This is a genomic window from Pseudomonas svalbardensis (assembly GCF_030053115.1).
Classification (GTDB): Bacteria; Pseudomonadota; Gammaproteobacteria; order Pseudomonadales; family Pseudomonadaceae; genus Aquipseudomonas; species Aquipseudomonas svalbardensis.
Window position 1 is genome coordinate 3,623,646 of the sequence record NZ_CP125619.1, and the last position, 25,395, is coordinate 3,649,040.

At 58.8% G+C, this 25,395-nt stretch carries 25 protein-coding genes and 5 pseudogenes; 18 read left to right on the forward strand and 12 right to left on the reverse strand.

Features of this window, described 5'->3' with window-relative positions; translation table 11 throughout:
• The first annotated feature begins 179 nt into the window (after positions 1–179).
• Both QFX16_RS16570 and QFX16_RS16575 read left to right on the forward strand, forming a co-directional pair.
• Positions 180–509 (forward strand): hypothetical protein, encoded by a 330-nt coding sequence (locus QFX16_RS16570; RefSeq protein WP_283180538.1) that lies wholly within the window; start codon positions 180–182, stop codon positions 507–509.
• A 124-nt stretch (positions 510–633) separates the two neighbouring features.
• Entirely contained in the window at positions 634–936 is a 303-nt protein-coding gene (locus QFX16_RS16575; protein ID WP_283180539.1) for a hypothetical protein, read from the forward strand.
• On the opposite strand, the gene cynR is transcribed toward QFX16_RS16575, so the two are convergent.
• Complete coding sequence (gene cynR, locus QFX16_RS16580; RefSeq protein ID WP_283180540.1) at positions 922–1,827, reverse strand: transcriptional regulator CynR; 906 nt, start codon at positions 1,825–1,827, stop codon at positions 922–924. The two genes, QFX16_RS16575 and cynR, sit on opposite strands and share 15 nt — an antisense overlap.
• A gap of 124 nt (positions 1,828–1,951) precedes the next feature.
• Between cynR and cynS the strand changes: the two genes are divergently transcribed.
• Entirely contained in the window at positions 1,952–2,419 is a 468-nt protein-coding gene (gene cynS, locus QFX16_RS16585) for a cyanase (RefSeq protein WP_008043963.1), read from the forward strand.
• Positions 2,420–2,609: 190 nt separating this feature from the next.
• On the forward strand, positions 2,610–3,272 hold the full coding sequence (locus QFX16_RS16590; protein ID WP_283180541.1) for a carbonic anhydrase: 663 nt from the start codon (positions 2,610–2,612) through the stop codon (positions 3,270–3,272).
• Between the two features lie 80 nt (positions 3,273–3,352).
• Here QFX16_RS16590 and QFX16_RS16595 read toward each other — a convergent pair whose 3' ends face one another.
• The 3 genes from QFX16_RS16595 to glsB all read right to left on the reverse strand — a co-directional run bounded on the left by QFX16_RS16595 (position 3,353) and on the right by glsB (position 6,453).
• On the reverse strand, positions 3,353–3,703 hold the full coding sequence (locus tag QFX16_RS16595) for a BON domain-containing protein (protein ID WP_283180542.1): 351 nt from the start codon (positions 3,701–3,703) through the stop codon (positions 3,353–3,355).
• Positions 3,704–3,870: 167 nt separating this feature from the next.
• Entirely contained in the window at positions 3,871–5,373 is a 1,503-nt protein-coding gene (locus QFX16_RS16600) for an aldehyde dehydrogenase family protein (RefSeq protein WP_283180543.1), read from the reverse strand.
• A gap of 171 nt (positions 5,374–5,544) precedes the next feature.
• Positions 5,545–6,453 carry a glutaminase B gene (gene glsB, locus QFX16_RS16605; RefSeq protein WP_283180544.1) on the reverse strand — a complete coding sequence of 303 codons (909 nt, stop codon included), beginning with the start codon at positions 6,451–6,453 and terminating at the stop codon, positions 5,545–5,547.
• Between the two features lie 303 nt (positions 6,454–6,756).
• Between glsB and QFX16_RS16610 the strand changes: the two genes are divergently transcribed.
• From QFX16_RS16610 to QFX16_RS16620, 3 genes are all read left to right on the forward strand, one after another.
• On the forward strand, positions 6,757–6,960 hold the full coding sequence (locus QFX16_RS16610; RefSeq protein ID WP_090183003.1) for an HvfA family oxazolone/thioamide-modified RiPP metallophore: 204 nt from the start codon (positions 6,757–6,759) through the stop codon (positions 6,958–6,960).
• A 57-nt stretch (positions 6,961–7,017) separates the two neighbouring features.
• Complete coding sequence (locus QFX16_RS16615; RefSeq protein ID WP_283180545.1) at positions 7,018–7,533, forward strand: HvfX family Cu-binding RiPP maturation protein; 516 nt, start codon at positions 7,018–7,020, stop codon at positions 7,531–7,533.
• A 93-nt stretch (positions 7,534–7,626) separates the two neighbouring features.
• A complete protein-coding gene (locus QFX16_RS16620) occupies positions 7,627–8,325 on the forward strand; it encodes a dienelactone hydrolase family protein (RefSeq protein ID WP_283180546.1) in 699 nt (232 codons plus the stop codon).
• Between the two features lie 52 nt (positions 8,326–8,377).
• On the opposite strand, the pseudogene QFX16_RS16625 reads toward QFX16_RS16620, so the two are convergent.
• A pseudogene (locus QFX16_RS16625) lies at positions 8,378–8,923 on the reverse strand (nitrilase-related carbon-nitrogen hydrolase); the annotation flags it as partial.
• Here QFX16_RS16625 and QFX16_RS16630 point away from each other — a divergent pair.
• Positions 8,904–9,161: pseudogene (locus QFX16_RS16630) on the forward strand (hypothetical protein); the annotation flags it as partial. The pseudogenes QFX16_RS16625 and QFX16_RS16630 sit on opposite strands and share 20 nt — an antisense overlap.
• On the opposite strand, the gene QFX16_RS16635 reads toward QFX16_RS16630, so the two are convergent.
• Positions 9,158–9,358, reverse strand: a complete 201-nt coding sequence (locus tag QFX16_RS16635) for a YbdD/YjiX family protein (protein ID WP_283180547.1) — start codon at positions 9,356–9,358, stop codon at positions 9,158–9,160. The pseudogene QFX16_RS16630 and the gene QFX16_RS16635 overlap by 4 nt on opposite strands.
• Positions 9,359–9,532: 174 nt before the next feature.
• Here QFX16_RS16635 and QFX16_RS16640 point away from each other — a divergent pair, with 174 nt between their 5' ends.
• The 4 genes and pseudogenes from QFX16_RS16640 (at position 9,533) to QFX16_RS16655 (ending at position 12,821) form a co-directional block, all read left to right on the forward strand.
• Positions 9,533–10,018 (forward strand): adenosine-specific kinase, encoded by a 486-nt coding sequence (locus QFX16_RS16640; RefSeq protein WP_283180548.1) that lies wholly within the window; start codon positions 9,533–9,535, stop codon positions 10,016–10,018.
• A gap of 8 nt (positions 10,019–10,026) precedes the next feature.
• A pseudogene (locus QFX16_RS16645) lies at positions 10,027–10,739 on the forward strand (LysR substrate-binding domain-containing protein); the annotation flags it as partial.
• Positions 10,740–10,907: 168 nt separating this feature from the next.
• Positions 10,908–11,198, forward strand: a complete 291-nt coding sequence (locus QFX16_RS16650; protein WP_283180549.1) for a hypothetical protein — start codon at positions 10,908–10,910, stop codon at positions 11,196–11,198.
• Between the two features lie 198 nt (positions 11,199–11,396).
• Complete coding sequence (locus QFX16_RS16655) at positions 11,397–12,821, forward strand: sensor domain-containing diguanylate cyclase (RefSeq protein WP_283180550.1); 1,425 nt, start codon at positions 11,397–11,399, stop codon at positions 12,819–12,821.
• A 359-nt stretch (positions 12,822–13,180) separates the two neighbouring features.
• Here QFX16_RS16655 and QFX16_RS16660 read toward each other — a convergent pair whose 3' ends face one another.
• The 4 genes from QFX16_RS16660 to QFX16_RS16675 form a co-directional block, all read right to left on the reverse strand.
• Entirely contained in the window at positions 13,181–14,347 is a 1,167-nt protein-coding gene (locus QFX16_RS16660) for an MFS transporter (RefSeq protein WP_283184583.1), read from the reverse strand.
• A 67-nt stretch (positions 14,348–14,414) separates the two neighbouring features.
• Positions 14,415–14,936, reverse strand: coding sequence for a Chromate resistance protein ChrB (locus QFX16_RS16665; RefSeq protein ID WP_283180551.1), 522 nt, complete (start codon positions 14,934–14,936; stop codon positions 14,415–14,417).
• A gap of 454 nt (positions 14,937–15,390) precedes the next feature.
• Positions 15,391–16,290: a universal stress protein gene (locus tag QFX16_RS16670; RefSeq protein ID WP_283180552.1), complete on the reverse strand. Its 900-nt coding sequence runs from the start codon at positions 16,288–16,290 to the stop codon at positions 15,391–15,393.
• Positions 16,291–16,467: 177 nt separating this feature from the next.
• On the reverse strand, positions 16,468–17,088 hold the full coding sequence (locus QFX16_RS16675; protein ID WP_283184584.1) for a cell wall hydrolase: 621 nt from the start codon (positions 17,086–17,088) through the stop codon (positions 16,468–16,470).
• Between the two features lie 176 nt (positions 17,089–17,264).
• On the opposite strand from QFX16_RS16675, the gene QFX16_RS16680 reads away from it, so the two are divergent.
• Positions 17,265–18,116 carry a CAP domain-containing protein gene (locus QFX16_RS16680; protein ID WP_283180553.1) on the forward strand — a complete coding sequence of 284 codons (852 nt, stop codon included), beginning with the start codon at positions 17,265–17,267 and terminating at the stop codon, positions 18,114–18,116.
• 124 nt (positions 18,117–18,240) lie between these two features.
• Here QFX16_RS16680 and QFX16_RS29755 read toward each other — a convergent pair.
• Positions 18,241–18,318 (reverse strand): annotated as a pseudogene (locus QFX16_RS29755) (hypothetical protein); the annotation flags it as partial.
• Between QFX16_RS29755 and QFX16_RS16685 the strand changes: the two are divergent.
• A pseudogene (locus tag QFX16_RS16685) lies at positions 18,314–18,397 on the forward strand (MoaD/ThiS family protein); the annotation flags it as partial. The pseudogenes QFX16_RS29755 and QFX16_RS16685 overlap by 5 nt on opposite strands.
• A gap of 46 nt (positions 18,398–18,443) precedes the next feature.
• Here the strand turns inward: QFX16_RS16685 and QFX16_RS16690 are convergent.
• Entirely contained in the window at positions 18,444–19,232 is a 789-nt protein-coding gene (locus QFX16_RS16690) for a DeoR/GlpR family DNA-binding transcription regulator (RefSeq protein WP_283180555.1), read from the reverse strand.
• Positions 19,233–19,529: 297 nt separating this feature from the next.
• Here QFX16_RS16690 and QFX16_RS16695 point away from each other — a divergent pair, with 297 nt between their 5' ends.
• The 4 genes from QFX16_RS16695 (at position 19,530) to QFX16_RS16710 (ending at position 25,326) form a co-directional block, all read left to right on the forward strand.
• A complete protein-coding gene (locus tag QFX16_RS16695) occupies positions 19,530–20,417 on the forward strand; it encodes a serine hydrolase domain-containing protein (RefSeq protein WP_283184585.1) in 888 nt (295 codons plus the stop codon).
• Positions 20,418–20,554: 137 nt separating this feature from the next.
• Positions 20,555–22,738 (forward strand): ornithine decarboxylase SpeF, encoded by a 2,184-nt coding sequence (speF, locus tag QFX16_RS16700; RefSeq protein WP_283180556.1) that lies wholly within the window; start codon positions 20,555–20,557, stop codon positions 22,736–22,738.
• Between the two features lie 226 nt (positions 22,739–22,964).
• Positions 22,965–24,641 carry an MFS transporter gene (locus QFX16_RS16705; protein ID WP_283180557.1) on the forward strand — a complete coding sequence of 559 codons (1,677 nt, stop codon included), beginning with the start codon at positions 22,965–22,967 and terminating at the stop codon, positions 24,639–24,641.
• A gap of 175 nt (positions 24,642–24,816) precedes the next feature.
• Entirely contained in the window at positions 24,817–25,326 is a 510-nt protein-coding gene (locus QFX16_RS16710) for an alpha/beta fold hydrolase (RefSeq protein ID WP_283180558.1), read from the forward strand.
• The last annotated feature ends 69 nt before the right edge of the window (positions 25,327–25,395 follow it).

The window sequence follows — 25,395 nt, forward strand, 5'->3', positions numbered from 1 at the left end:
TTGTGACGCTATTGCGTAGCAGTTATTCAACACGACTACATGCAGCAGACGCGGGATCCCGTCATTTTGGCGGCTGACCGCTGACGTCCTGGTTTCGGTGCCAGGGATCAACTAACCGATGGGCTACCTGTATTAGCGAATCAACTTTGAAAGATCACCAAATGGTCAAGGGGCTTACTATGAATCTGAACAATCAACCCACTTTCGATGAACTGGCTCACCTGTTCGCTGCGCAAAAAGACAGCCATGACAGCCATATTCTGTGGATCAGCAAGTCGGGCCAGGTGCATATCGACTGCCTGTCGCCTCATGCCCATGAAGCGGAGTTCGACAAGAACAACCAGAACCTGCTCGCCCGACTGAAGATGTACCGTCGCGGCCAAGGCTATGTCGGCAAGAAAGCCGCGGCTGACAAGGACTTCATCGGTAATGTTCTGCAAACGCTGAAACAGGCATGGGCCTCGATGCAGAATCAGAGCGAAGTTCGGGTGATTGATCGGTTCTACTGATACCTCCACACCCCATCCATAAAAAGGCCCCGCTCGTCATATCGAGCGGGGCCTTTTTGTTTGTCTCGTGCGCACCAAACAACGCTATCGTTAACCGTGTGCACTGGATCATTGGAGGTTTGTGATGAACATACATCTGGCAGGCTTACTGTTGCTCGTAATGGCCAGTGCTGCCCATGCAAACAGCATCACCGGCGTTCCGTTGTTCGATGCGGACTGCCCCGGCAAAATCATCGTCCACGCGGATCAGGACGGACCGGTGTTGATCAACAGCAAGGAAGCCGAGACCAGAGCCCTTGACGATCGCCGTTTCGAAGCCAGGGGTTCGGGCGTCGTCATCTCGATCCTCCTCGCCGATGACGATTCGGTCACGGTGTCCTCTACGGGCAAGGCACCCAATGGTGTGTGCCAATTAATAGAAGACTGATGCCGTCGACTCACCTGCAGCCGCACCCAACACCAGTTCCATAAAAGCCTTCGACGCGGCACTGTGATAGTTGTTTTTGCGTCGGAGCAGCGCGGCCCCTCGTTTGGGCGCCTCCCCCAACAACGGGATTTTGCTCAACGCCCGGTCTTCGGTGGCAATGGGCTCCGGAAGGATGGTGGCGATGGCCGTGTGCCGAATGACTTCCAGCAAGGTGCTCACCGAGTTGACCTCGATCACCACCTTCGGCGTGATCTGCTCCTGAGCAAAGTACTCATCAATGCGGGTACGGGTAACGAAGTCGGGGGCCAGCAGCGCAAATTCCAGTTGCGCGACCTCTTGCGCGGACAACGCGACCTGGCTTTCGTATAACGGGTGATCGCGCCCCACCATGACGCCCAACGTCTCGGTAAACGCCGGGATCGACTCGATGTCGGCATTTCTGACCTGGGTAAACGCGATGGCGATATCCAGTGAGTCATCCACCAGACCGGCCTCGATGTCATCCATCGACAGCTCGAAAATCTGTAGATGGATGTTCGGATACCGCGCCACGTAGTCGCGCACCAGCGGCCCCACCAGGTACGCCATGAACGTTGGGGTCATGGCCAGTCGCAAGGTGCCGCGGGATAAATCCTTCACGTCATGCAGCGCACGTTTGCCTGCCTCCAGTTCCACCAGCACCCGACGAGCACACTCGATGTAGGCCTCTCCCGCATCGGTGGGTTTCACCGTGCGCGAGGTTCGGTCGAACAGACTGACACCCAGGGTTTCTTCCAGTTGCCGGATCTGTTGGGACAGGGTCGGCTGCGAAACGTGAAGCGCCTCGGCGGCGCGGGTGAAACCGCCGTGGTCGGCAACCGCCAGCAAATAGCGCAAATGTCGGAGCAACATGAGTAATCACCATCTATAGGCTGTGCTTATGCACTGCATTGTACATCGGTCTTGGACGCTATGGATCGATCAGCAGAAGATTGCTCCACACCCAAGCAACATCACTCCCGACAGGAGAAACACCATGCAACAATCCCACGCTTACAACGACCCAAGCCTGGCCCTGACCACGTCGATCCTCGATGCAAAAGCGCGCAAAAACCTGTCCTGGCAGGACCTGACCGACGGCACCGGTCTCGGCCTGGCCTACGTCACTGCCGCCCTGCTCGGTCAGCACCCGCTGCCGGAAAGCGCCGCCAAAGTGATTGGCGAGAAACTGGACCTGGACGCCGACACCGTGGCCCGCCTGCAGATCATCCCGTTGCGCGGCAGCCTCTCGGGTGTCCCAACCGATCCGACCATCTACCGCTTCTACGAAATGATCCAGATTTACGGCACCACCTTGAAAGCCCTGGTTCATGAGCAATTCGGCGACGGCATCATCAGTGCGATCAACTTCAAGCTCGACATGAAGAAAGTCGAAGACCCGGAAGGCGGCTCCCGCGCAGTGATTACCCTCGACGGCAAGTTCCTGCCACTGCGTCCTTTTTAAGTGGATACCGGCCGCACCACGACGCTGTATCCGTAGCAGCTGTCGAGCCTGCGAGGCTGTGTTCGAGCCGGGGTCGCGCTCGACCGAAGTTCTCGCCAGATCCAGGCGACTGCTGCGCAGCCGAACGCAGCCTCGCGGGCTCGGCAGCTACTACAAAATAATCACTCGATTCACGTATGAGGACATCGCTATGAAAGCGCTCATCGAAGGTTTTTTGAAGTTCCAGAAAGACGCCTTTCCGCAACGGACCGACCTGTTCAAACACCTGGCCACCACCCAGCATCCGGGCACGCTGTTCATCACCTGTTCCGACAGCCGTGTCGTGCCGGAACTGCTGACCCAACAAGAACCCGGTGAACTGTTTGTGATCCGCAATGCCGGCAACATCGTGCCCTCCTACAGCCCTCACCCCGGCGGTGTGTCGGCCACGGTCGAATATGCGGTCGCGGTGCTCGGCGTCACCGACATTGTGATCTGCGGGCACTCGGATTGCGGCGCCATGACCGCCGTTGCCAAATGCAAATGCATGGACCACCTGCCCGCCGTCAGCGGCTGGTTGCAACACGCCGAGTCAGCGAAAGTCATCAACGAATCCCGCCCTCATGCCAATGAAGCGGCGAAGGTGAGCTCAATGGTTCGGGAGAATGTCATCGCGCAACTGGCCAATATCCAGACGCATCCGAGCGTGCGCCTGGCTCAGGAGAAAGGCCTGTTGAATTTGCATGGTTGGGTTTATGACATCGAGACCGGTTCGGTCGACGCCCTGGATGCCGACAGCCACCGTTTTGTGGCGCTCGCCGAGTATCCGGACACCTGCGCCCTTCAAGCACGATCCATAGAAGCAGCAGCCTGAAGCGTGTATCCATTGGCACCGAGGCGATCGACGCAGCGCTCCCGGCTCACGGGAGCGCTGCACTGACACGATCGACTGGGTTATTTATCGTCGATCTTTGTTGACGATTGTGGCCGATTCTCAGGGGCCTCTTCAGCGTTGGGTGGTTCTGGAATGCTGCCTGGCGTGAACACGTGAGTCAGCAAGTCTTTGGCATCGACTTCGACGACCCCCTGAACCGAACGGGCCAGAGCAACAGCCTGCTCACACTGTTTATGGGTGTTGACGCGACCGCTCAATGCCACCGTGCCCCCGTGGGTTTTGACATGGATTTGCAGGCCAAGGCTGGGTTCAGCCATTGCCAGGGCTGACTTCACCCTCGCGGTAATCCACGTGTCGTGAACGCCCCTTTCCAGATCATGAGAGTATTGTTGAAAGGAATGAAGTTTCATGGTGTAACCCTCTCTCCGTCATCGGATGCACTGCCCGTCCATTGGCTGTGCAGCCTTGACTCTCAGGCGAGCGTTTTGGACATCTGATACGTTTTGGAGTGCTCGCCACGCCCATACAGACGCACATTAAGTATAGTGCGGCCGTTGACTGGGGTCGTGGTGCTGGATCAGCGTTTGACCGACAGATCCGTCTGGGTCATGCGACTGCGGATCGTGAACACCCCATCTCCCGAGAGAATCGCACTGCGAGCAAACAGACGACCGCTCTCCCAGTTCGAAAGCCCCAGTTCCGGCTTGTTCAGCGCGTACTGTCCGTCGACCCAGCGGGTAATCCCGTTGCCGACAAAAGGTGCGTTGACCGCGTTGTAGAAGCGTTCCTGAGCCGCGGCATCTTCACTGATCAACGACACGGTGAATTGCGGGCTATAGCGATTGAACAACTCGATGGCGCTGTCCAGGTCATCGACAATCTTCAGGCTGACTTCTGGGGTTTCTTCCCATTCCCACTCCCGGCCCAACTGATCCTCGGGCAGCGGTTCGGCCAACGCTTCGGTTTGATAGCCTTCGGCGCGGTACACCTCAACGCTGGCAGTCTGCCAATCGGTCGGCAAGTACGGCTCGCTGCCTTCGACGATGTGCAATTTGCAGCCCTGCCCGCGTGCGGTGCCGGCCTGTTGCAGCGCGTCGAGGAACAGCGGCAGCAATTGCACAACACGGTCACGGTGAATCAGGCAGACGTTCATCGTGTTGCAGACTTTGCGATCCAGCGAGTTGCGCACTACCGCGGCAAAGCGCTTGGCATTGGCGTCCTTGTCGGCGATCAACCAGGCGCCACCGGTGCCGTGCAGGCTGACGGCGGTGCCGGCCTGCTGGGCGATGCTGCCCAATTGACTGACAGCGCGACCCGAACCACGGGCCACCGCCAGCGACAGACGCCGGTCGGCGAACATCGCCCAACCGGCCGCGTGATTGACGCTTTCCACCAGCGACACCGCGCCGGTCGGCAACCCGGCGTCGCTCAGTGCCGGATTCAGCGCGTGGGTGACGATGGCTTGCGCCGTGCCCAACGCATCGCTACCAATGCGCAACACCGCCGTGTTACCCGTACGCAACACACCGGCGGCGTCGGCGAAGACGTTCGGTCGCCCTTCGAAGACGAACGCGACGATGCCGAGCGGCGAGACCACTTGCTCGACTTTCCAACCGTCATGCTCGATGCAACTGACCACTTTGCCGCGCGTGGCCGACGCATCGCGCCAGGCCCTGAGGCCGGCGATCATGTCGCGGCGCATGCGTTCATCCGCCAGAAGCCGCGTGGTGGAACGTCCACGGGCCTTGGCCCGCTCGATGTCGGCCAGGTTGGCGGCTTCGATCAAGGCCCAGCAGTCAGGGTTTTCCAGGCGTTGGGCGAAGCGATCAAAGAACTCGCTGATGGCTTGATCGGAGACCGCGGCCATTGCGCTGAACGCCGCTTCGGCACGCTCGATTGCAATGGCCGCCGCTTGCTGGTCAGCCACCGGAATCAGCAACAATTCGCCGCTGACCTGCTCCACCAGCAAATGGTCCCCGGGCTGAAAACGCGCGGCCAATTCGGGGCTGACCACAGAGACACGATTCCCGGCGAAAGGGATAGGCGTGCCAGCGACTAGACGTTCGAGCGCAAGAGACATGAAGCGGTTTCACCATGCTGTGGGCGGCCGGAAAATGTATAGGAAAATCCCTGGAGCGTCATTAACCGCACGCCTGACCGGTGATCGAAAACCCGGCGGCCCGGCACACGGCCCTCCTACGCTAAAAGAGGTACACGCAGCCGGGTCGAAGCGTTGCCGCGCTGACCCGGTCTAGAACACCGACCAGCCAATCCGCTGACTCAGCAACTCCAGCGCGGCCATGCCCGCGAGGGAGTTGCCGGCGGTGTTCAACTCCGGCGACCAGACGCACACCGTGAATTGCCCCGGCACCACCGCGACAATCCCCCCGCCCACGCCGCTCTTGCCGGGCAAACCGACGCGATAGGCAAAATTGCCGGCTTCATCGTAGAGGCCGCTGGTGGCCATGATCGAGTTGACTTGCTGGGTCTGGCGGGCGGTTAGAATCTGTTCACCGCTGTGCTTGCAGAAACCGTCATTGGCCAGAAAACAGAACGCCCGCGCCAGATCCACGCAGCTCATGCGCAGGGCACAATGGCTGAAGTAACTGCGCAGTACCGCTTCGACGTCGTTGTGGAAATTGCCGAAAGACTGCATCAGATAAGCCATCGCCGCGTTGCGCGCACGATGCTGGTATTCGGACTCGGCGACCTTGCCGTCCACCATGACTTGCGGGTTGCCGGACAGCCGACGGACAAAATCGCGCATGGACAGGGCCGGCGCGGCAAAGCGTGACTGGTTGATGTCGCAGATCACCAGCGCACCGGCATTGATGAAGGGATTGCGCGGGCGCCCGCGCTCAAACTCCAGTTGCACCAGCGAATTGAACGGCTGGCCGGAAGGCTCGTGACCCAGGCGTTTCCAAATGGCTTCGCCGGAGTGTCCGATGGCCTGCACCAGGCTGAACACCTTGGAAATACTCTGCACCGAGAACAGCGTATGGGCATCGCCGGCGCAATACAGTTCGCCGTCATTGCCATACACCGCGATGCCCAACTGATCGGCCGGCACCGTACCGAGGGCGGGAATGTAGTCAGCCACCTTTCCCTGGCCGATCAGGGGACGTACTGCGTCAAGGATCTCGTTCAACAGCGCTTGCATGCCGGGTTCCGAAGTCTCGCCCCATGGGATTGTGGGGACACAGACGCTAGACGCCAGCGGTCGAGGCCGGATCACATGCCACCGGCTCTCTGTAGCAGCTGTCGAGCCCCAGCGAGGCTGCGTTCTAGCTGAGCAATTTCAGGGTTACGTATCACAGTGTGTACAGCCCCGCCCCCGACACACCCCGCCTCTAAAACCCCACGCCAAAGACACATCGCAGATACACCTGCTTGATGAACTGTGCCTGTCGATTGGCCACGCCGATCAGAGCGCTCAACTCACTCAATGCTACGGAGTATCACCATGTTCAAACTCTCGACTTCTTCTTTGACCCTCGGCCTGATCATCGCTGGCGGCCTGGCCCTGTCCAACGTGGCTTCAGCCTCTGAGTCCGAGGCGTTCAGCATGAAACAACTGGCCCACGGCTACAGCCAGGTCCAGGCCGACTCGGCAGAAAAACCGGCGGAAGGTAAATGTGGCGAAGGCAAGTGCGGCGCCGGCGAGTAACCCAATGTGTGGGGCACCGCGGTGCCCCTCCTCCCTCACTGAACGGAGATCAAGCCCATGTCCACCTCACTCTCTTCGGCTGTGAAAGGCCTGCACCTGAACCTCGACCGTGCCGGTAGCTGGATTGCGCCGCTGACCCTGCGGGTGTTCCTTGCCTGGGAGTTCTTCGAATCAGGCCTGGAAAAATTCAATGGCGAAAACTGGTTTGCCGATATTCAGGACAGCTTCCCGTTCCCCTTCAACCACGTGCCGGCCACGCTGAACTGGGACCTGTCGATGTGGGCCGAACTGATCTGCGCCCTGGCCATACTGGTCGGCCTGGGAACGCGGATCTCGGCAATCATTTTGATCGTGGTCACGGTCGTCGCGACCGCCGCCGTTCACTGGCCGGCCGATTGGTCTACATTGAGTGAGCTTGCCCAGGGTTACGCCATCAGCAACAAGGGTCACGGCAACTTCAAACTGCCGCTGATCTACCTCGCGGCCTTTATGCCGCTGTTGCTCTCGGGTGCCGGCAAGCTCAGCCTCGATGCGCTGCTGGCTCGAGTCTTCTGGCGCCGCGATAACCGCTGAAACGCCAGGGACTCGATACGTCAAGAACCCAGCATCGACGACTTACAGCCCCAACAAGCTTCACCCCACTCACATGCGAAGAAAGGAGCCACCATGAGCGTGACCACCCAATGGATCGAGATCGACAGCGCCGACGGAAAATTCGGCGCTTACCTGGCCATTCCGCACACCCGCAAAGGCCCGGGGATCGTGTTGATCCAGGAAATCTTTGGCGTGAATGAACACATCCGCTCGGTCGCCGAACAATACGCTGCCGACGGTTACCTGGTGATTGCACCAGACCTGTTCTGGCGCAGCGGCCACCGCATCGAACTGACCTACGACGAGGCCGGTTGGAAACGCGCCGTCGAGTTGATGAACACCACCGACATCAGCAAGGCACAGACCGACATCGAACTGGCCATCGACGCCTTGAAAGCCCAGCCGGGTCTGGACGGCGGCATCGCCTCGATTGGTTACTGCTTCGGTGGTTTGCTCTCGTACCACACCGCCGCCAATGGACTGGTGGACGTGGCCATCGCCTATTACGGCGGCGGAATCCAGAATCAGCTGGACCGGGCCGATGAAATCGAAGTGCCGCTGCTGATGCACTTCGGTGAACAGGACAGCCACATCCCACTGGAAGCCGTGGAGAAAATCGCCGAGCGTTTCGATACCAACGATAACGTCGAAATTGTCGTGTATCCGGAAGCCGAACATGGCTTCAACTGCTCGCATCGCGACAGCTACAACCAGCGCGCAGCGGTTGAGGCACATGGCAACACGCTGATCTTTTTGGGTATGGAACTGTAAGGCCAGGCGAGCAAAAGGGGACTTCCAGAGTCCCCTTTTTTGTATCTGCCGTTTAACGACTGATTTCTTCCACAGTATCGGTCACCGCCAGTTTCGGATGCGCACTGCGCTCATGCGCATGGGCTGTCGGTGTGCGGTCGATCAGCAGGCTCAACAGTTCTGGACGGCTGTAGTGACCGCGCGAATCCATCATGCGTTTGCGCTTGTCGATCAGGCCCATGTCGAGGTCGACGATCACCTCGCCTTCGCCTTCGCCTTCGGTCAGCGAGCCCAGCACTACGCCGTCCGGGCTGATGATCGCGGTAAAGCAACCACCGGAAATGGGGCCGATGGGGCAGCCGGTATCGGCCATGATTTGCGCCTGTTGCTCAGGGTTCAGCCAGGCCGTGGAGTTGACCACGAAGCACGCCGATTCCAGCGCGTGTTGACGAATGTTGACTTCCATTTGCGAGGTAAACAGCGGGTCAGCAAACGACCCTGGGTACATCGAGGCGTGGATCTGTTCGCCGTCGGCCATCAAGGCGTAACGGGCCAGCGGGTTGTAATGTTCCCAGCACGCCAGTTGGCCGATGCGCCCTACCGCGCTGTCGCTGCGACGCGCAGCGGAAAAGTCCCGCACGCTTGCACTGCAACGGCTCGACGCCTATCTGCTGCAAACACCCGGAACGACGCCTTGCTACACCAAGTTCAAGATGATCCGCGAGCGGGCCGCGACGTTCAATACCGGCTCGTTCTCACACTACGCGGAAGACCCGCTGATCCGGGCGCTACTGCTGTCGCTGACCGGTATCGGCGGCTCGGCCATTGTCGATGCGTTGAACTATGCGAAGTTCTAGCAGCAACGGGTATTACATTTCCCAAGGCCGAAACGGGCCTCCTGACGCTCACGGAAAAACGCCGAATAGCTCATGACCGGTTCGCCGGGACGATTGAGCGCCATTTGCGCAACGTAGTTATCGTAATCGGGCACGCCGACCATCAAACGCGCGCCCTGGCTGAGGAACTTCGCGACATGCTGCAGTTTGCGGTACATGGCAATTCTCTCTATGAGTGTGGGGCTGGCCCATGAAACCGCACTGATGTATCTGCAATGTGTCAGCACCGGGGCGCTTTGTATGTTCAAGTATCAAACGCATCGATGCTCAACGCCCGGCTCGTTCTCACGCTAGGCTGAAGAGTAACGACATCGTGAAAGGAGGCGTTTGAGATGCAACTCATCACGTTGAAAATCGATAAACCGGAAGCGACGAACTTCATTTTGGGTCAGACCCACTTCATCAAGTCCGTCGAGGACATCCACGAAGCGTTGGTCAATGCCGTGCCAGGTATCCGCTTTGGCGTGGCCTTTTGCGAAGCTTCCGGCAAATGCCTGGTGCGCTGGTCCGGCACCGATACCGCCATGATCGAACTGGCCCGGAGCAATGCCCAAGCCATCGGCGCAGGCCATAGCTTCATCATTTTCCTCGACGATGGCTTCTATCCCGTAAACGTGTTGAACGCCGTCAAAATGGTTCCAGAGGTGTGCCGAATTTTTTGTGCAACGGCCAATCCGACTGAAGTGATTCTCGCCGAGACGGACCAAGGGCGAGCGATTCTGGGCGTGGTGGATGGCTACTGTGCCCGTGGCATTGAAGGCGAGGAAGACATCCTGTGGCGCAAGAACCTGTTGCGGCAGATCGGCTACAAACTTTGAGCACCTTCCGTTATCTGACGCAGATCGACGAGGTCGAGCAGCTGATCAGCAGCAGTCGGGCAACCCCTAAAGGCCTGATTCGCGTCAACGCTTCGCTGGGATTCGGTCGGCGCTATATCGGCCCCGCCCTGGGCGCGTTCTTCGCGCAATACCCGGAGGTGGAAATACAGCTGGAAATCAGCGACCACCCGCTCGACCTGACGACTCACGGGTTTGACCTGGGTATTCGTTTCGGCACGCTGCCGGACGCCGCCTTACATGCCCGAAAGATCGCCTCCAATCGCCGTCTGTTATGCGCCTCGCCGCTGTACCTGGAACAACATGGCGTGCCCAACACCTGGCGGATTTACAGCAACACAACTACATCTTCCTGCGGCAAAACGAAACGCCCAACGGCGTGTGGCGTTTCACCAACGGTGGGCGCACGCAAAACATCAAAGTGCGCGGCGCGTTAGGCTGCAACGACGGTGAAGTGGCCCTGAACTGGGCGCTGGAAGGATACGGCATTTTGCTGCGGGCCGAATGGGACATCGCTCGTTACGTGCGCATTGGTCGCTTGCGCCTGGTGCTGGAGGATCAGACCCCCACCCGCGCCGATGTCTACGCCGTGTATCCGCAACAGTTGCACCTGTCGGCGCGGGTACGCAGCCTGATCGATTTTCTGGTCGAGCGCTTCAAGCACATCGATCATCTGGAGGAACCGGAATCTACGCACGACTGAACAGGGTTGGTGGGCGTCAGCTCACGGAGCTGCCGGTGGTCGTTGCATTTCGCTTGTCACCGGCGTTTGACTAAGCTGAACAAATCGGTACGAACTGAAACCCAAGTGATAGCGGCCATCAGCGGATCTGGGTGGGTATCAAGACGGTAAATCACAAAGGAGACGACTATGTATGCGGTCATACGAACCTACTCAGGTCCTGGTGCAAAGCAGCTTTTCGATGTTTTAGAAAAGCAAAAGGCCGACGTCGAAGCTGCCCTCCGGAAAGTGGCTGGCCTGGCAAGCTACACACTGCTACCTCTCAGTGATGGCGGTATGTCGGTGACTGTTTGCACGGACAAGGCCGGCACCGATGAGAGCATGAAAGTCGCTCGCGACTGGATTCAGAAAAACGCCTCGCACATCCACGCGAACCCGCCAGTCGTCACGGAAGGCCCGGTCATTGTGCAGATCAATTAGCGCGCCCCTTGCGTTCGCGTGAACATTTTTACCTGCTTGTGCAGCAGGAATTGGGAAGGAGTCTAATATTGAAATGCCATAGATCGGTCCACCCCCTATCTGCGAAATGATGCGAGGGACCGTTGGCAGGCAGGCAGGCGGCTTTGGAGCCAATATCGGACCGGTGCTGGCTAAATAGATTTCAACTTGGAGGGAGCCATGAGCAATCTCATCGCCAGCGGCGAGCCACCTGAAGCCGTCCGCCTCATGGTCAAGGTTTATGCCTACTTGCTGCTCGCAGGATTTGCGTTTGTTCCGGCCTATCTGATTGGCTACTTGTACGTCTTTCAAGACCCCACCCATATATTCGAGAATCACCTGTTCCATATCATTGCGATCACGGCAGCCACCTTGGCGGGCTTGTTTGTTACTTACGTAACGTGGCGCTGCTATCAGTCATCGGGAGATCCGCTGCTGCGATGGATGACGCTTGGTTTTATCGGTTTTGCACTGATCTACGCATTGCATGGCGCGTTCACCGGGCAAGCGCACCACAATATCTGGCTCTTCCTGCTTTATGGACCGGCCTCCCGACTGGTCATGTCGATTCTGCTGTTAGTCGGAATGCTGTCGTACCACCGCCCACCCGATGCAGCGGACCAACGAATGAAGGCCCGCCCGTGGTTGACCTGGATAGGACTGTTCCTGCTGGTTGACGTGGCAGTGGCGTACGTCGCGAATTCACCGATCGCCGGCAATCTCGCGGTGCGCCTCTCGATGGAAAGTGGTGCCCTCATTCTTTCCACATTGACCGTGGCAATACTCCTGCTGCGCCGTATCCGTTCGCCGTTGATGATGATTTTTGTCATCTCGGTCACCGCGTTCGCGCTGTCATCGCTTGCCTTCATCCTTGCACGTCCGTGGAACCACATGTGGTGGCTCGCTCATGCGATCTTCGCCGGTGGATTCTTCATGTTGAGCTATGGAGTCGTGCAAGCGTTTCTCACCACGCGGTCGTTCTCGAAGATTTACAGCCAAGAGGAGTTGATGGTGCGTCTTGCCGAAGCGATGGCGTATACCGAGAGCGCCCTGCAGGAACTCCAGCGCACCAATCAAGAGCTCGGGCACCTTGCGGCGACCGATCCACTGACTGGCGCTGATAATCGGCGTCGGTTCATGGAGCGGGTCGAAGTCGAAATGGGCCGGACCAAGCGCGGCGGTGAGCCGTTCTCCGTGTTGGCACTCGATCTGGATAATTTCAAGTCCATCAACGATCGCTTCGGGCATCAGGTTGGCGACGACATCCTGAAAGATTTCGTGGAGAAATGCCTCGATTCGATCCGGCCGTATGACGGCGTAGCCCGAGTGGGCGGGGAAGAGTTCATGATTCTGCTACCTCAGACTTCACTTGAAGGCGCGCACGTAATCGCCGAGCGTCTGCGAAACACCGTTGCAAGTAATTCTTTTCATGGCCTGCAGCGGTTAACCGTGGTCACAGTGAGCATCGGCGTATCGCAATCCGGCCGCGACGGCGACACCATCGAGGCCATTCTGCGTACAGCTGATCAACGCCTGTATCACGCTAAACACGAAGGCCGTAACCGTGTGGTCACTACCATCAAGACCAGCCTCCAATCGCTGTGAAAGCGTCGGCACCGATACCCGGCTTTGCGCCACAGCATTGGGCGTTATTCGATCTCCGCATTCGGAGCGTTCCTTTCACGACGTACAGGCTGCGCCTGGCTTCGACCGACTATGCGATCTGCTGAGCATCAACCCGGCACATTGTGAGCAAGTCAGGCGCAATGGTGGTTATTTAGCTGTCCGGCACCAGGGCACGCATATCGGGTGCCTGGGCTAATAAAAGGGCCACTTTGGGCAAGGGGTGTTGATCGGTTGTTGCCCATCGCGACAGGCAGCAATCGGCCAAAAGCTGCCTGTCGTGAGGGCCTGCAATCGACCACGTAGACGGACCTGCCGTCATATCGGTAGTAACTGAGTTGCTATCGAGCCTGAATTTTTGCCTGGATCACCCACAACCCCAGAAAAGCCAGCACAGCAAAGCCCCCTCCCATCAAGAAGGTAGCCTGGTAGCCTACCGTATCCCACAGCGCCCCCGCGATGACACTAGCCATCAGCAAGGCCAACCCAGTCAACAAATTGAACATGCCAAATGCCGTCCCACGCAGTTCAGCCGGCGCGCAATCGGCGATCAGGGCGGCGAATATCCCTTGGGTAAACCCCATGTGCAGCCCCCATAGAACGACGCCTGCGACCAGGCCACCGATGCCCGGCGCGAACGCCAGCGTCAGATCGGCAGCAATCAGCAATATCAGACCTGCACCGAGCACCGTCACGCGGCTGACACGATCCGACAATGCCCCGGCGGGATAGGCTGACAGCGAGTACGCCACTCCCATCAGGACAAGCACCGCGGGTGCCCACATCGGCGCCAGCCCAACGGTCTGGCCGCGCAGGATCAGAAAGGCTTCACTGAAGCGCGCCAGGGTGAACACCGCAGCGACACCCACCACCCACCAGTAACCAGCGCCCAGTCGGGCTAATTCCCGCCGGCTCAAAGGCGCACGCACCCGGTGCGTCCCTTCCACTTGTTTGGGCTCATGAACGAACACCAGCAGCACCGCGACGGCGAGGAAGGCCGGGATGACGGCCACCCAGAACACAGTCTGGAAGTGGTTCGCGGTTAGCCACATCAATCCGATCGCCAGCAACGGTCCCAGGAACGCACCCACGGTATCCAGAGTTTGCCGCAGGCCGAAAGCTGCCCCCCGTATCTCGGGCGGCGTGATGTCGGCTACCAACGCATCGCGCGGGGCGCCGCGAATACCTTTGCCAATGCGGTCGATAAAGCGAGCCCCGATCAGCCAGTCCAGCGAGCCCGCCAAAGGAAAGATCGGCTTGGACAGTGCCCCCAGTCCATAACCCAGCGCCGCGAGCAGTTTGCGCTTGCCCAATCGATCACTGAGCGCCCCGGAGAATACCTTGGTGATCGAGGCCGTAGCCTCGGCTATCCCTTCGATGAGCCCCACCGCCAGGACGGAGGTACCCAGTACTGTCACCATGTAGAGCGGCAGCAATGCATGGATCATCTCTGAGGAGATGTCCATCAGCATCGAGACGAAGCCTAGCGCCCAGATACCGCCAGGCATGGTGCGCCAGGCATTCCCGGTTGAGGTCTTCTGGATTGGCGCAGTAGTTGAAACATCGCCCGGCTTGTCAGTGGTTTTCATCATGAGCCTCGAAAACCTGTTTGGCATAGGCATCCAAAATCGCCTCGCACTCCTGCAACCGCGTCGCCGCTACCTCGGCCAGTTGCGCTCCATAGAAATCGAGCTTGCGGATCTTTTCGAGCCAGCGTTGCAATTTCTTTAGGTCGGAATCCTCTTCCTCCAGTTCCGCGTAAGTGAACTTCTGGATCGCCACTTCGTGGGCGATCTCGGCCTCGAAGTCCGCGCAGCGGCCGAGGAACTCACGATACTGGTCGTCCCGATCAGCTTTGAAACGAGCGATGACTTTATCTTCCTGAGCACGGTCCAGCGCCACAGTCTCCAGGATCACACAATCGCCAGCCATGCCGGCGATGTCGTTTTCAATCATCTTCAGTCGGCGAATATGGTCATCGGTCTTGGGCAACAGGCACACCCCGCTTTGCAAGTACACGGCCCCCATGGCTTTTAGGCGGCGCCATAAGGCTATGCGTTTGGTGGTCGGCTCTGCGGGGACTTTGTAGGTGATCAATAGCCAGTTTGTTGCGCTCATAGAGACTCATAAAATGTAACGATGGTTACATCCTAGCCGAACTGAATCTAGAAAACCAAACAGTGATCAACTGAGGCGTCAGAGGTACACACCCTGGTCATCAGTTCTATTGATCGAACATCCGGGATGGTTGCATGAGTCGCAGTGGAGAAGGTTAGGGCCGTTCGCGGTTGGCCGTTTTCTTGACCGAATCTACACATTTCAACCATTCGCCAACGCCTGCAATTGGGCCGATTGCAACCGGTCGCGGATGGCCGGAGTCGGCGAGGAGCGACCGGCAGACAAGCCGCTGGCATGTCGGCATACGCTGTTTGATTTGAGCTTTTGGCGGCAACCGATGGCGATACCTACCGGGATACCTCAACGCGCGCCCTCAAACAATTCGCCCCAGTCGCTGAGGCGCTCTTTACGAGTCATTTAATAGCGAATCCATTCACTGATCCGCAGACCCCGTAACGGCGAAAATGTTGCAGGGCACTTGATACAGAACATGCTCTGTCGTACTGCCCACCCATTTGCCCAGTCCCTTGCGATGCGCGTTTCCCATGACGATCACATCGGCCCGGTGATGCGCTGCAAAGTCGGCCAGCGCTTTGCCAGGTGGCCCTTCAACGAAGTGTTGTCGCTCAGTGGGCACACCATAGTGGTCAGCCAATGCGATAAATGACTTTTGCAGTGACTTGCGCACTTCGCTGCTGAAACCTGGCATCGTCACTGCACCAGCGCCTGCGTCGGATATATGTGTCTGCGATAGATCGTAGGCATGCAGCAGATGCAGTTCCGCGCTGCATTGCATTGACAATCCGTTCGCCGCCTGGATGATGCGGTCGTTGATGCCAGCGATCTGAGTCTCAGGTTGTGACGGATCGACTGCCGCCACTACCACCCGCGGAAGTGGACACCTGATTTCGCTGACCAGATGCACAGCCACCGGACATTCACGCAACAGGTGCCAATCCAGAGGCGTAATGAAAACGCGTTTGAGCGCTGACTCGTGTTGCACGTCCTTGATAACCAGATCCGGCTGCATTTCTGCCACATGCCGAAGTATTTCTTGCAGCGCGGTTCGCGTAACAAGCACTTCGGTACTCACCATGACCCCGCGCTCGCGTATTAGATCGGCCTCATCCTTCAACCATTTTTCGTTCTCTTGCTGACAGGCCTCACGAAAACGTGCACCAGCGCTCAAACCCAAGAGGTTGTAGTCTTCGATAAACACCGTGATGTGCAGCGCTGCGCCAGTGGCTTCGGCAATGGCGACCGCTCGCTCCAACGCCGGTGTGTGACGCATGCCTGGACCGGCTATCAGAAAGAGTCGTTGATATTGGCTCATGTAACACCTCCAAACGTTCCGGGATATCTAGCTCCCCCAGCGCTCTCGCCTGTCACACCACCGACGATTTACTATCGCCTCAACTATCTGGATCGACACTATCAATATACGCCTGGATTCCCGAGTTTGGAGCCATAGGCTTTGAGGATGGCGTAGACCTCGCTCATGCGATCGTCCCTACTTCGCCGACCCACCACGCGGCTTATAAAAAAGAAACATCAAGGTCTCTGTGGTCTTGATGTATTTCCTGGCCCAAACGGGTTTCACATTCCGGTCGTGGAAATACATCGCGCCGCGGGTTCGGTCGTTCAGTTGCTTGTTGAGCGCCTTGCGCGCGATTTCCTTGGCCATCGCGTATTGGGTTTCTTCCTGGACCTGATCCGAGCGTCCATCACACCACCACGAAAACTGACAATTCCTGGTTTCAGAACCCTGCTTGACCACGGCGCATACCGTGTCCGGAAAGCCCCCATGGCCCAGGCGGTTCATGACGACGCTGGCGACGGCTTCCATGTCGGCGGACGATTTGCCTTTGGCTTCCCAATAGATGGAGCGGGCCAGACAGGTGATTGCATCGTCCAGCGGCGACGCACCGGCGGGATCGACTGCCTGAACTTCGGAGGTGGTGATGGCTTCTGACCTGGGCACCGGTACATCGGAGCCCATCTCCGCAGCTTTATGCTCAAGGACCTCGGCCTTGTCCTCAGCCACTTCCTTTTTTTGCTCTTGCTCAGACGCAGTGGCCTGGCCAGCGAGAAGAGTTATTGCCAAGCAGGTGGCTATCCAGATAACTCGCATGATCGACCCTTCTGGCGGAATCGGGAGCACGCCGCGCTGGCGACTTTGCTTGATTGTAGTTGCCAAAATTCATTCCAACAGACGAACAAAAAAAACAGTCTTGGGGCGTGAAAAGTCATTGCACTCGCGGGGGTGAAATCGCGCATCATGGGCGCAGTCAGCTCAAGGGGATTTCCATGCGCTTCAAATCATCTGCTATGCGTCTTGCCACGTTGTCACTGGGGATGTTGTTCGCCGTGAATGCGTTGGCGGCCGACGAAAAACAACTGATTGATTCGATCAACCTCTACCGCAGCCAGGTGCAGCGCTGCGCGGGTCAGGTATCGCAGGAACTGCCACCGCTGGCCGGCGACCCACGTTTGGCGCTGAACGCCAACAGCGTCGGCAATCTGCAGCAGGCAATGGCCAGCGCGGGTTATCCGATGAAGAATGTACAGGCGATCAGCCTGTCCGGGCCGCGCGATGCGCCGTCGGCGATGAAAGCCATTCAGGAAAGCTTTTGCCAGATCGTGCTGGACCCGCAATTCGTCGATGTCGGCGTCAGCCACCAGGACCACGAGTGGCGCATCGTGCTGGCTCGGCCACTGCTGAGCGCTCGCCTGGGCGACTGGCAGGCGGAAGGTCAGAAGCTGTTGGCCGAACTCAACATCGCACGCAGTCAGCCGCGCCAGTGCGGCACGCAATCCTTTGCCGCCACCACGCCACTGGCCTGGAACGCCACGCTGGCGACGGCGGCCGAGGAGCACGCACGGTCGATGGCCAACAACAATTACTTCGATCACAAGGACCGCGATGGCCGCATGCCGGGTGACCGGGCTGAATTGGCAGGTTATGGCGGCGGGCAGGTCGGCGAGACCATCGCTGCCGGACAAGACACCGTGCGCAAGGTGGTAGATGGCTGGGTGTCCAGCGCCGGTCACTGCGCGAACCTGATGAACCCGCAGTACCGGGAGTTGGGCGCGGCCTATGCGGTTGATCCGAAGAGTGATCCGGGGATTTACTGGACGGCGATGTTCGGGGCGCAGTGAGTTCGGGACGATTGATAGAAAAAAACCCGGAGCCCTGTCATGGGGCTCCGGGTTTCTTTTTGTGGCGATCGTCAGTGGGTACTCATCCCGGCCGCCTGCATCAACAATCGCAATGCCCCCGCCACTAATGGTAGCCATCACCGATCCTCACTTTTCCGCGGAACACGTAGTAGCTCCAGCAGGTGTACATCAGGATTATCGGCCAGGAGCTGTGCCATCCGGATCAGGCGATCGAGGACTTTGACGAGATCGCCTTTTTCCCGCCGGTGACCGGGGGCTGAAGCATGACGGTTCGACATCGGCCAACGGGTGAAAACCCAACGCGTTTCACGCCTCCACCTGCACCACCTCGATCCCTAGCTTCTGATAGTCCTCGACATTGCCCGACGCCACATGACGCTCGGTGATCAGGGTATGAATGCGCTGACACGGCGCGACAACGAACGGCTCCACCGCCCCCAGTTTGTCGGCGGTGGTAACGGCAACGACATGGGAGGCGCTGGCGAGCATCGCCTGTTTGACCGGCACCTCGTCGAAATGCAGGGAGCTGATGCCGACTTCCGGGTGAATCGCGCAGACCCCGGTGAACAGCAGATCAGCCTTGATGCCCTCGATCAGCCGCAGGGTTTCATGTCCGCTGGCCGACATGGTTGCAGGATTGAGTTGCCCGCCGGCCAGAATCACCGTGATGCCTTTGTATTCAGCCAGGTTGATCGCGATCATCGGCGAGGCGGTGACGGCCGTGATGGAAATATCCGAAGGCAGCGACCGGGCGATCTGCAGCGTCGTGCTCCCCGAATCGAAAATGACAATCTGGCCGTTGTGTACCTGGCGAGCGGCGAGTTGCGCCAGGTGTGTTTTCACCTCATCGGTTTCACTGACGCGGGTGAAATAATCCTTGCCGGTGTCCTTGGGCCGCGGCAGCGCCCCGCCGTGCACCCGCAGCACCAGCCCGGCGGTGGCCAGCTCCGCCAGATCACGGCGAATGGTGTCTTCGGACACCGCGAAATGCTGGCTCAGTTCACTAGCCATGACCTTGCCATCACGTTCGAGAATCAATAGGATTTTTTGCCGACGCAGATAAGGGAGCTCGACGGCTGAGTGTGAGTCGTGCATGTTTTTGCCCGTTTTTGCGCGTAATTGCGTGTTTGTGCGAGACTAGCTAAAGCGCGGGGTAAACACAAACCACCCGGACATCAATTCTTTCGATGATTCAAAACATAAAGCCGAATTTTTTATTTGTTTGTGACTTGTTCAAGATGGCGCCATCACAAATGCTTTGGATGAAAACTTCATGAACCTGAATTTTGCCTTTGCCTGCATGATCGTGGTCTCGTTCGCGATTGCGTTGGGGCACACCTGATCAGCAGAAGCCGAGGGCCATTCGCTCCCTCCTCCATCCAGAGTCGACTCATACTATTTTCCCTTGTATCGAACGGCGCTCTCGTCACGCCTGAAAGGCCGGATACAACGGTGCCCTGGTGGAGCTTTACCAAAACTGTGCTCGCTGCTGCCGCGCTGTCACTGGTGCGTGACGGGTTGATCACCCTGGACGACACCGTTGCTGAAGGCCCCTTCACGCTGCGCCAGCTGCTGCGGCATGAGGCCGGGCTGGCGGATTATGGCGAACTCGCCGACTACCACAACGCCGTGGCCCGCCATGAGACGCCCTGGTCGGCCGATGACATGCTGCAACGCCTTGATGCCAGCCGGTTGCGCTACGCACCCGGGGACGGTTGGCGCTATTCAAACGTCGGCTATCTGTTTGTCGTGCGACTGATTGAACGCGTGACTGGGCGCACGCTTGAAGCAGCGCTCACGGAGCGTGTGTTCGCCCCCCTCGGTTTATCCCGCATACGCCTCGCCAAAACGCAAGCCGATCTAGAGGGCGTAAACATGGGGAGCGCGCCAACCTACGACCCCGGTTGGGTCTATCACGGTTTACTTGTCGGCCCGCTTGAGGAAGCCGCCCTTTGTCTGGACGGCCTGCTGGCCGGGCACCTTCTGCCAAACTCGCTGCTGCAAGCGATGCAAACGGCACGCGTCCTCGGCGGCCCGATTCCCGGTCGCCCGTGGACTTCCCCAGGCTACGCTCTCGGCCTGATGCAGGGTTTGGTCATGGGCGATCTGACGTTGAGCGGACACACCGGCACCGGTCCGGGCAGCGTAGTGGCGGTCTATCGCTGCGTTGATGGCGACGACACGGCGAGTTGCGCTGTCTTTCATGAGGGCGCCAACGAAGGGGTTGCCGCAGTAGAAGTGGTCGAGCGCCTGTCGGCAGTCCTTGGGAGAAGCCGGTAGAAAAGCCGTAACCCTTCCCAACATGGTCTATAACCAGTGGCGACATGATTTGGATCAGGGAACGTTGAAGGCTCCCTCGCTAAATTGATCTCTTGAAAAAAAGCCGACAAGTGACTGTCCGCTAGGAGATTCCTCGCATGAAAGCCCTGAAAATAGCCGCCAGTGATTCCGCGTTCGATTGCTTCCAGACCTCCCGAGAAGTGATTCCGCTCAATCAAACTGACTACACCGATGTCGCGGTTGCAGTGTTCTCTGTGGAGGATGTGGTGGCGGGCGCCCTGGACGCCCTGCAACGTACCGGTTTCGATATCCCCATTTTTCTCGTCGCCTCCCCCGGTTCCGGCAACCGCGCCCGGGACGTCTACAAGCACCTGCAAGACGTTCTGCTTCAGGTGAATGGTATTTTTGACCCCTCGCGCAACAACGCCGAATACCATGGCAACCAATTGGAGACCGCGGCAAAAGCCTATGAAGAAAGTCTCCTGCCACCCTTCTTCGACGCGCTCAAGCACTACACCGAATCGGCCAACGCGACGTTCGCCTGCCCTGGCCACCAGGGCGGCCAGTTTTTCCGCAAACACCCGGCTGGCCGACAGTTCTTCGACTTCTTCGGCGAGACCCTGTTTCGCGCCGACATGTGCAACGCCGACGTCAAACTCGGCGATTTGCTGATCCACGAAGGCCCCGCACTTCTGGCGCAAAAACATGCGGCGCAGGTGTTCAACGCCGACAAGACCTACTTCGTGCTCAATGGCACATCGGCCTCCAACAAGGTGGTTACCAACGCGTTGCTCACGCCTGGCGATCTGGTGCTGTTCGACCGCAACAACCACAAATCCAATCACCAAGGTGCGTTGATCCAGGCGGGGGCGACCCCGGTTTACCTGGAAACCGCGCGCAACCCTTATGGGTTCATCGGCGGGATTGACGCGCATTGTTTCGAAGAAGATTACCTGCGCGAACTCATCAGCGAAGTCGCACCGGACAAGGCCCAGCTGCCACGGCCGTTTCGCCTGGCGATCATTCAGCTGGGCACCTATGACGGCACCATCTACAACGCCAGACAAGTCGTCGATCGCATCGGCAAACTGTGCGACTACATCCTGTTTGACTCGGCGTGGGTGGGCTACGAACAGTTCATCCCGATGATGAAGGATTGCTCGCCGTTGCTGCTGGATCTGCATGAAAACGACCCCGGCATCTTTGTCACTCAATCGGTGCACAAACAGCAGGCGGGGTTTTCCCAGGCGTCGCAGATCCACAAGAAAGATCGCCATATCAAAGGCCAGGCCCGTTATTGCAACCATGCACGGGTGAACAACGCCTTCATGGCCCAAGCCTCTACCAGCCCGTTTTACCCGCTGTTCGCCTCACTGGATGTGAACGCGCGCATTCATTCCGGCCGCAGTGGCCTGCGCCTGTGGGAAGACTGTGTGAAGTTCGGCATCGACGCACGCAAGTTGATTCTGGAAGCGTGCACCATGGTTCGCCCCTTCGTGCCGGACACCATTGACGGTCGCCCCTGGCAGGACCATCCGACTGAGAACATCGCCAACGACATCCGGTTTTTCGAATTCCATCCGAAGGATCGCTGGCATGCCTTCAGCGGTTACGCTGACAAGCAATACTTCATCGACCCCTGCAAGTTGCTGTTCACAACACCCGGCATCGACCCGATCGATGGCAGTTACACCAACTTCGGCATCCATGCCGGCATCCTCGCCAACTTCCTGCGCGAGAATGGCATCGTTCCGGAAAAGTGCGACCTGAACTCGATTCTGTTCTTGCTCACCCCGGCCGAAGACTGGGCGAAGATGACCCATCTCGCCGCACAGATCGCGCGCTTTGAACGCTTCATCAGTGATGACGCGCCGATGAGCCGGGTGTTGCCGGCCATCTATGCGCAGCACCAGGAGCGCTATCGCAACTACACCATTCGCCAACTCTGCCAGGAGATGCACGACCTCTACCGCGACCACAACGTCCAGCAATTGCAGAAAGCAATGTTCCGCAAGGAACACTTCCCGAAAAAGGCGATGAATCCGCAGGCTGCACAATTCGAGTTCATCCGTGGCAACGTCGAACTGGTGGCACTGGCAGACGCGGAGGGTCGCATCGCTGCCGAAGGTGCGCTTCCCTATCCACCCGGCGTGCTCTGCGTGGTGCCCGGGGAAATATGGGGAGGTGCGGTGCTCAAATACTTTCTGGCGCTGGAGGAAGGTATCAACTCTCTTCCTGGATTCACGCCGGAACTGCAGGGCGTGTACTTGAAACAGGAAGGGGGTCGCATTCGAGCCTATGGGTACGTGATCAAGACTTGAGTCTTCACGCCTCCAGCGGTGTGTCAGCCCGGGGTTGAGCGTGATGGCGAGTGGATATCTGCGCGAAGCCGATTATGCTTCAGGAAACCTTGCAGCGATGCGAGGCCGTCAGCCTGTGTGCATGCTTCGCGCAATCCGTATTCCGACGACATCAGCCCCAGGGCCTGGGTGCGGCAAAAAGGTAACGAGGTACTCCGGCCTATAACAAGAACGACGGAGAAGACTCATGGCCGCAATCGACAACACTTCCACGGGCAGCGCGCCCCACCACGGGATCACCAAGGAGGAGCGCAAGGTCATTTTTGCCTCGTCCCTGGGCACCGTGTTCGAGTGGTACGACTTCTACCTTTATGGGTCTCTCGCTGCGATCATTGCCAAGCACTTCTTCGCCGGCGTCAATGAGACAACGTCCTTCATCTTCGCGCTGCTCGCGTTCGCTGCGGGCTTCGCGGTACGCCCCTTCGGCGCCATCGTGTTCGGCCGACTGGGTGACATGATCGGGCGCAAACACACCTTTCTCATCACCATTGTGATCATGGGTATCTCCACCGCCATCGTGGGCTTTTTGCCCGGCTACGCGACCATTGGCGTGGCGGCACCGATCATCCTGATCACCTTGCGTCTGCTGCAAGGCCTGGCCCTGGGCGGTGAGTACGGCGGCGCTGCGACCTACGTGGCGGAACATGCGCCGAAAGGCAAACGCGGCTACTTCACCTCGTGGATTCAAACCACTGCAACCCTTGGGCTGTTCCTCTCGCTGCTGGTGATCCTCGCTTGCCGCACGGTCCTCGGCACAGAAGCTTTCGAGGCCTGGGGCTGGCGGATTCCATTCCTGCTGTCGATCCTGCTGCTGATTGTCTCGGTGTACATCCGCCTGCAACTCAGCGAGTCGCCGGTGTTCTTGAAGATGAAAGCCGAAGGCAAGTCCTCCAAGGCGCCGCTGACCGAATCCTTCGCCCGCTGGGACAATCTCAAGATCGTGATCATGGCCCTGCTCGGCGGCACTGCCGGCCAGGCCGTCGTCTGGTACACCGGGCAGTTCTATGCGCTGTTCTTCCTGCTGCAGACGCTGAAGATAGAACCGCAGACCGCCAACTTGCTGATTGCCGGCTCGCTGCTGATCGGCACGCCGTTCTTCGTCATATTCGGCAGTCTGTCCGACCGTATCGGCCGCAAAGGGATCATCATGGCCGGCTGCATTATCGCGGCGCTGACTTACTTCCCGATCTTCCATGCGTTGACCCAATACGGAAACCCCGACGTGTTCATCGCGCAGGAGAAGAACCCGGTCACGGTGGTCGCCGATCCTGACCAGTGCTCGTTCCAGTTCGACCCGGTGGGCAAGGCCAAATTCACCAGCTCCTGCGACCTCGCCAAGACTGTTCTGGCGAAGAGGGCCATCCCCTACAAGAACGAGAAGGCTGAGCCTGGCGCCGTCGCGCAGGTCCGCATCGGCAACAAAGTGATCCCGAGCTTCGAGGGCACCGGCATGCCGGCCGCCGACTTCAAGGCCAAGAACGACACCTTCGCCGCCACCCTCGGCACCGCGCTCAAGGACGCCGGCTACCCCGAGAAGGCCGACCCGGCCAAGACCAACTACCCAATGGTGCTGCTGCTCCTGACCATCCTGGTGATCTACGTGACCATGGTCTATGGCCCGATCGCCGCCTGGCTGGTGGAACTGTTCCCGGCGCGCATCCGCTACACCTCGATGTCGCTGCCCTACCACATCGGCAACGGATGGTTCGGCGGCTTTCTGCCCACGGTGGCGTTTGCCATGGTCGCGGCCACGGGTGATATCTACTACGGGCTGTGGTACCCCATCGTCATCGCGGTGATGACGGCGATTCTTGGCATCTTCTTCCTGCCGGAAACCAAGGATCGGGAAATTCATCACACCTAAGGCTGGCACCTACCCTCTCCTGCCAGGGAGAGGGCAATCCAGAGACGATCAAACGGTCTACGCTCATCCACATTGCGTCGGGGTTCCTTCCCCGCGCACTGATGGAGGGCACCGTCATGATCCGTCTGTTAACCGTTTTTATGCTGCTGCGCTCAGCATCCCGGCGCAGGCCGGGGTGACGCCATTTCCTGCTGCCTTTCGGATTCAGGACATCCCGGACAGCGGCTACGACAAGAAAAACCAGGCCGGCGACATCCGTGCGTTGTTGGCAGCGCTGGGTATCGAACACTCGCTGGTTATCGGCCACGACATCGGCACCATGGTCGCCTTCGCCTTCGCCTACGCCACGCGCTATCCGCAGCTGACCGACCGCCTGGTGATGATGGATGCGCCCGTGCTGGGCATTCCCCCTTGGTATGACATTGTCCGCTCACCGATGCTTTGGTACTTCGACTTCGACTTCGACTTCGGCGGAGCGGATGCCGAACGCCTGGTCGCCGGTCGTGAGCGCATTTACCCCGACCAGTTCTGGAACGAGTTCGCGGGCGACCCCATCAAGGTGGAGGAACCCGCCCGTCAGCATTACGCCAAACTCTATGCCCGTCCCCGCGCCATGCGCGCGGCCTTCGCCCAGCTCCGCTGCATTCGTCAGGACGCCACTGAATACCCCACCGACCTGTCGTGAGCCGAGGCCGGCGTAATACCGCTCGTCTGAAAACCCCATCAACCTGATAGTTTTGACAGTAGTCAGCCG

Coding starts and splice junctions, on each gene's coding strand:
- QFX16_RS16570 (WP_283180538.1), top strand. CDS start 180: ATGAATCTGAACAATCAACCCACTTTCGATGAACTGGCTCACCTGTTC.
- QFX16_RS16575 (WP_283180539.1), top strand. CDS start 634: ATGAACATACATCTGGCAGGCTTACTGTTGCTCGTAATGGCCAGTGCT.
- cynR (WP_283180540.1), bottom strand. CDS start 1,827: ATGTTGCTCCGACATTTGCGCTATTTGCTGGCGGTTGCCGACCACGGC.
- cynS (WP_008043963.1), top strand. CDS start 1,952: ATGCAACAATCCCACGCTTACAACGACCCAAGCCTGGCCCTGACCACG.
- QFX16_RS16590 (WP_283180541.1), top strand. CDS start 2,610: ATGAAAGCGCTCATCGAAGGTTTTTTGAAGTTCCAGAAAGACGCCTTT.
- QFX16_RS16595 (WP_283180542.1), bottom strand. CDS start 3,703: ATGAAACTTCATTCCTTTCAACAATACTCTCATGATCTGGAAAGGGGC.
- QFX16_RS16600 (WP_283180543.1), bottom strand. CDS start 5,373: ATGTCTCTTGCGCTCGAACGTCTAGTCGCTGGCACGCCTATCCCTTTC.
- glsB (WP_283180544.1), bottom strand. CDS start 6,453: ATGCAAGCGCTGTTGAACGAGATCCTTGACGCAGTACGTCCCCTGATC.
- QFX16_RS16610 (WP_090183003.1), top strand. CDS start 6,757: ATGTTCAAACTCTCGACTTCTTCTTTGACCCTCGGCCTGATCATCGCT.
- QFX16_RS16615 (WP_283180545.1), top strand. CDS start 7,018: ATGTCCACCTCACTCTCTTCGGCTGTGAAAGGCCTGCACCTGAACCTC.
- QFX16_RS16620 (WP_283180546.1), top strand. CDS start 7,627: ATGAGCGTGACCACCCAATGGATCGAGATCGACAGCGCCGACGGAAAA.
- QFX16_RS16635 (WP_283180547.1), bottom strand. CDS start 9,358: ATGTACCGCAAACTGCAGCATGTCGCGAAGTTCCTCAGCCAGGGCGCG.
- QFX16_RS16640 (WP_283180548.1), top strand. CDS start 9,533: ATGCAACTCATCACGTTGAAAATCGATAAACCGGAAGCGACGAACTTC.
- QFX16_RS16650 (WP_283180549.1), top strand. CDS start 10,908: ATGTATGCGGTCATACGAACCTACTCAGGTCCTGGTGCAAAGCAGCTT.
- QFX16_RS16655 (WP_283180550.1), top strand. CDS start 11,397: ATGAGCAATCTCATCGCCAGCGGCGAGCCACCTGAAGCCGTCCGCCTC.
- QFX16_RS16660 (WP_283184583.1), bottom strand. CDS start 14,347: ATGCCTGGCGGTATCTGGGCGCTAGGCTTCGTCTCGATGCTGATGGAC.
- QFX16_RS16670 (WP_283180552.1), bottom strand. CDS start 16,290: ATGAGCCAATATCAACGACTCTTTCTGATAGCCGGTCCAGGCATGCGT.
- QFX16_RS16675 (WP_283184584.1), bottom strand. CDS start 17,088: ATGCGAGTTATCTGGATAGCCACCTGCTTGGCAATAACTCTTCTCGCT.
- QFX16_RS16680 (WP_283180553.1), top strand. CDS start 17,265: ATGCGCTTCAAATCATCTGCTATGCGTCTTGCCACGTTGTCACTGGGG.
- QFX16_RS16690 (WP_283180555.1), bottom strand. CDS start 19,232: ATGCACGACTCACACTCAGCCGTCGAGCTCCCTTATCTGCGTCGGCAA.
- speF (WP_283180556.1), top strand. CDS start 20,555: ATGAAAGCCCTGAAAATAGCCGCCAGTGATTCCGCGTTCGATTGCTTC.
- QFX16_RS16705 (WP_283180557.1), top strand. CDS start 22,965: ATGGCCGCAATCGACAACACTTCCACGGGCAGCGCGCCCCACCACGGG.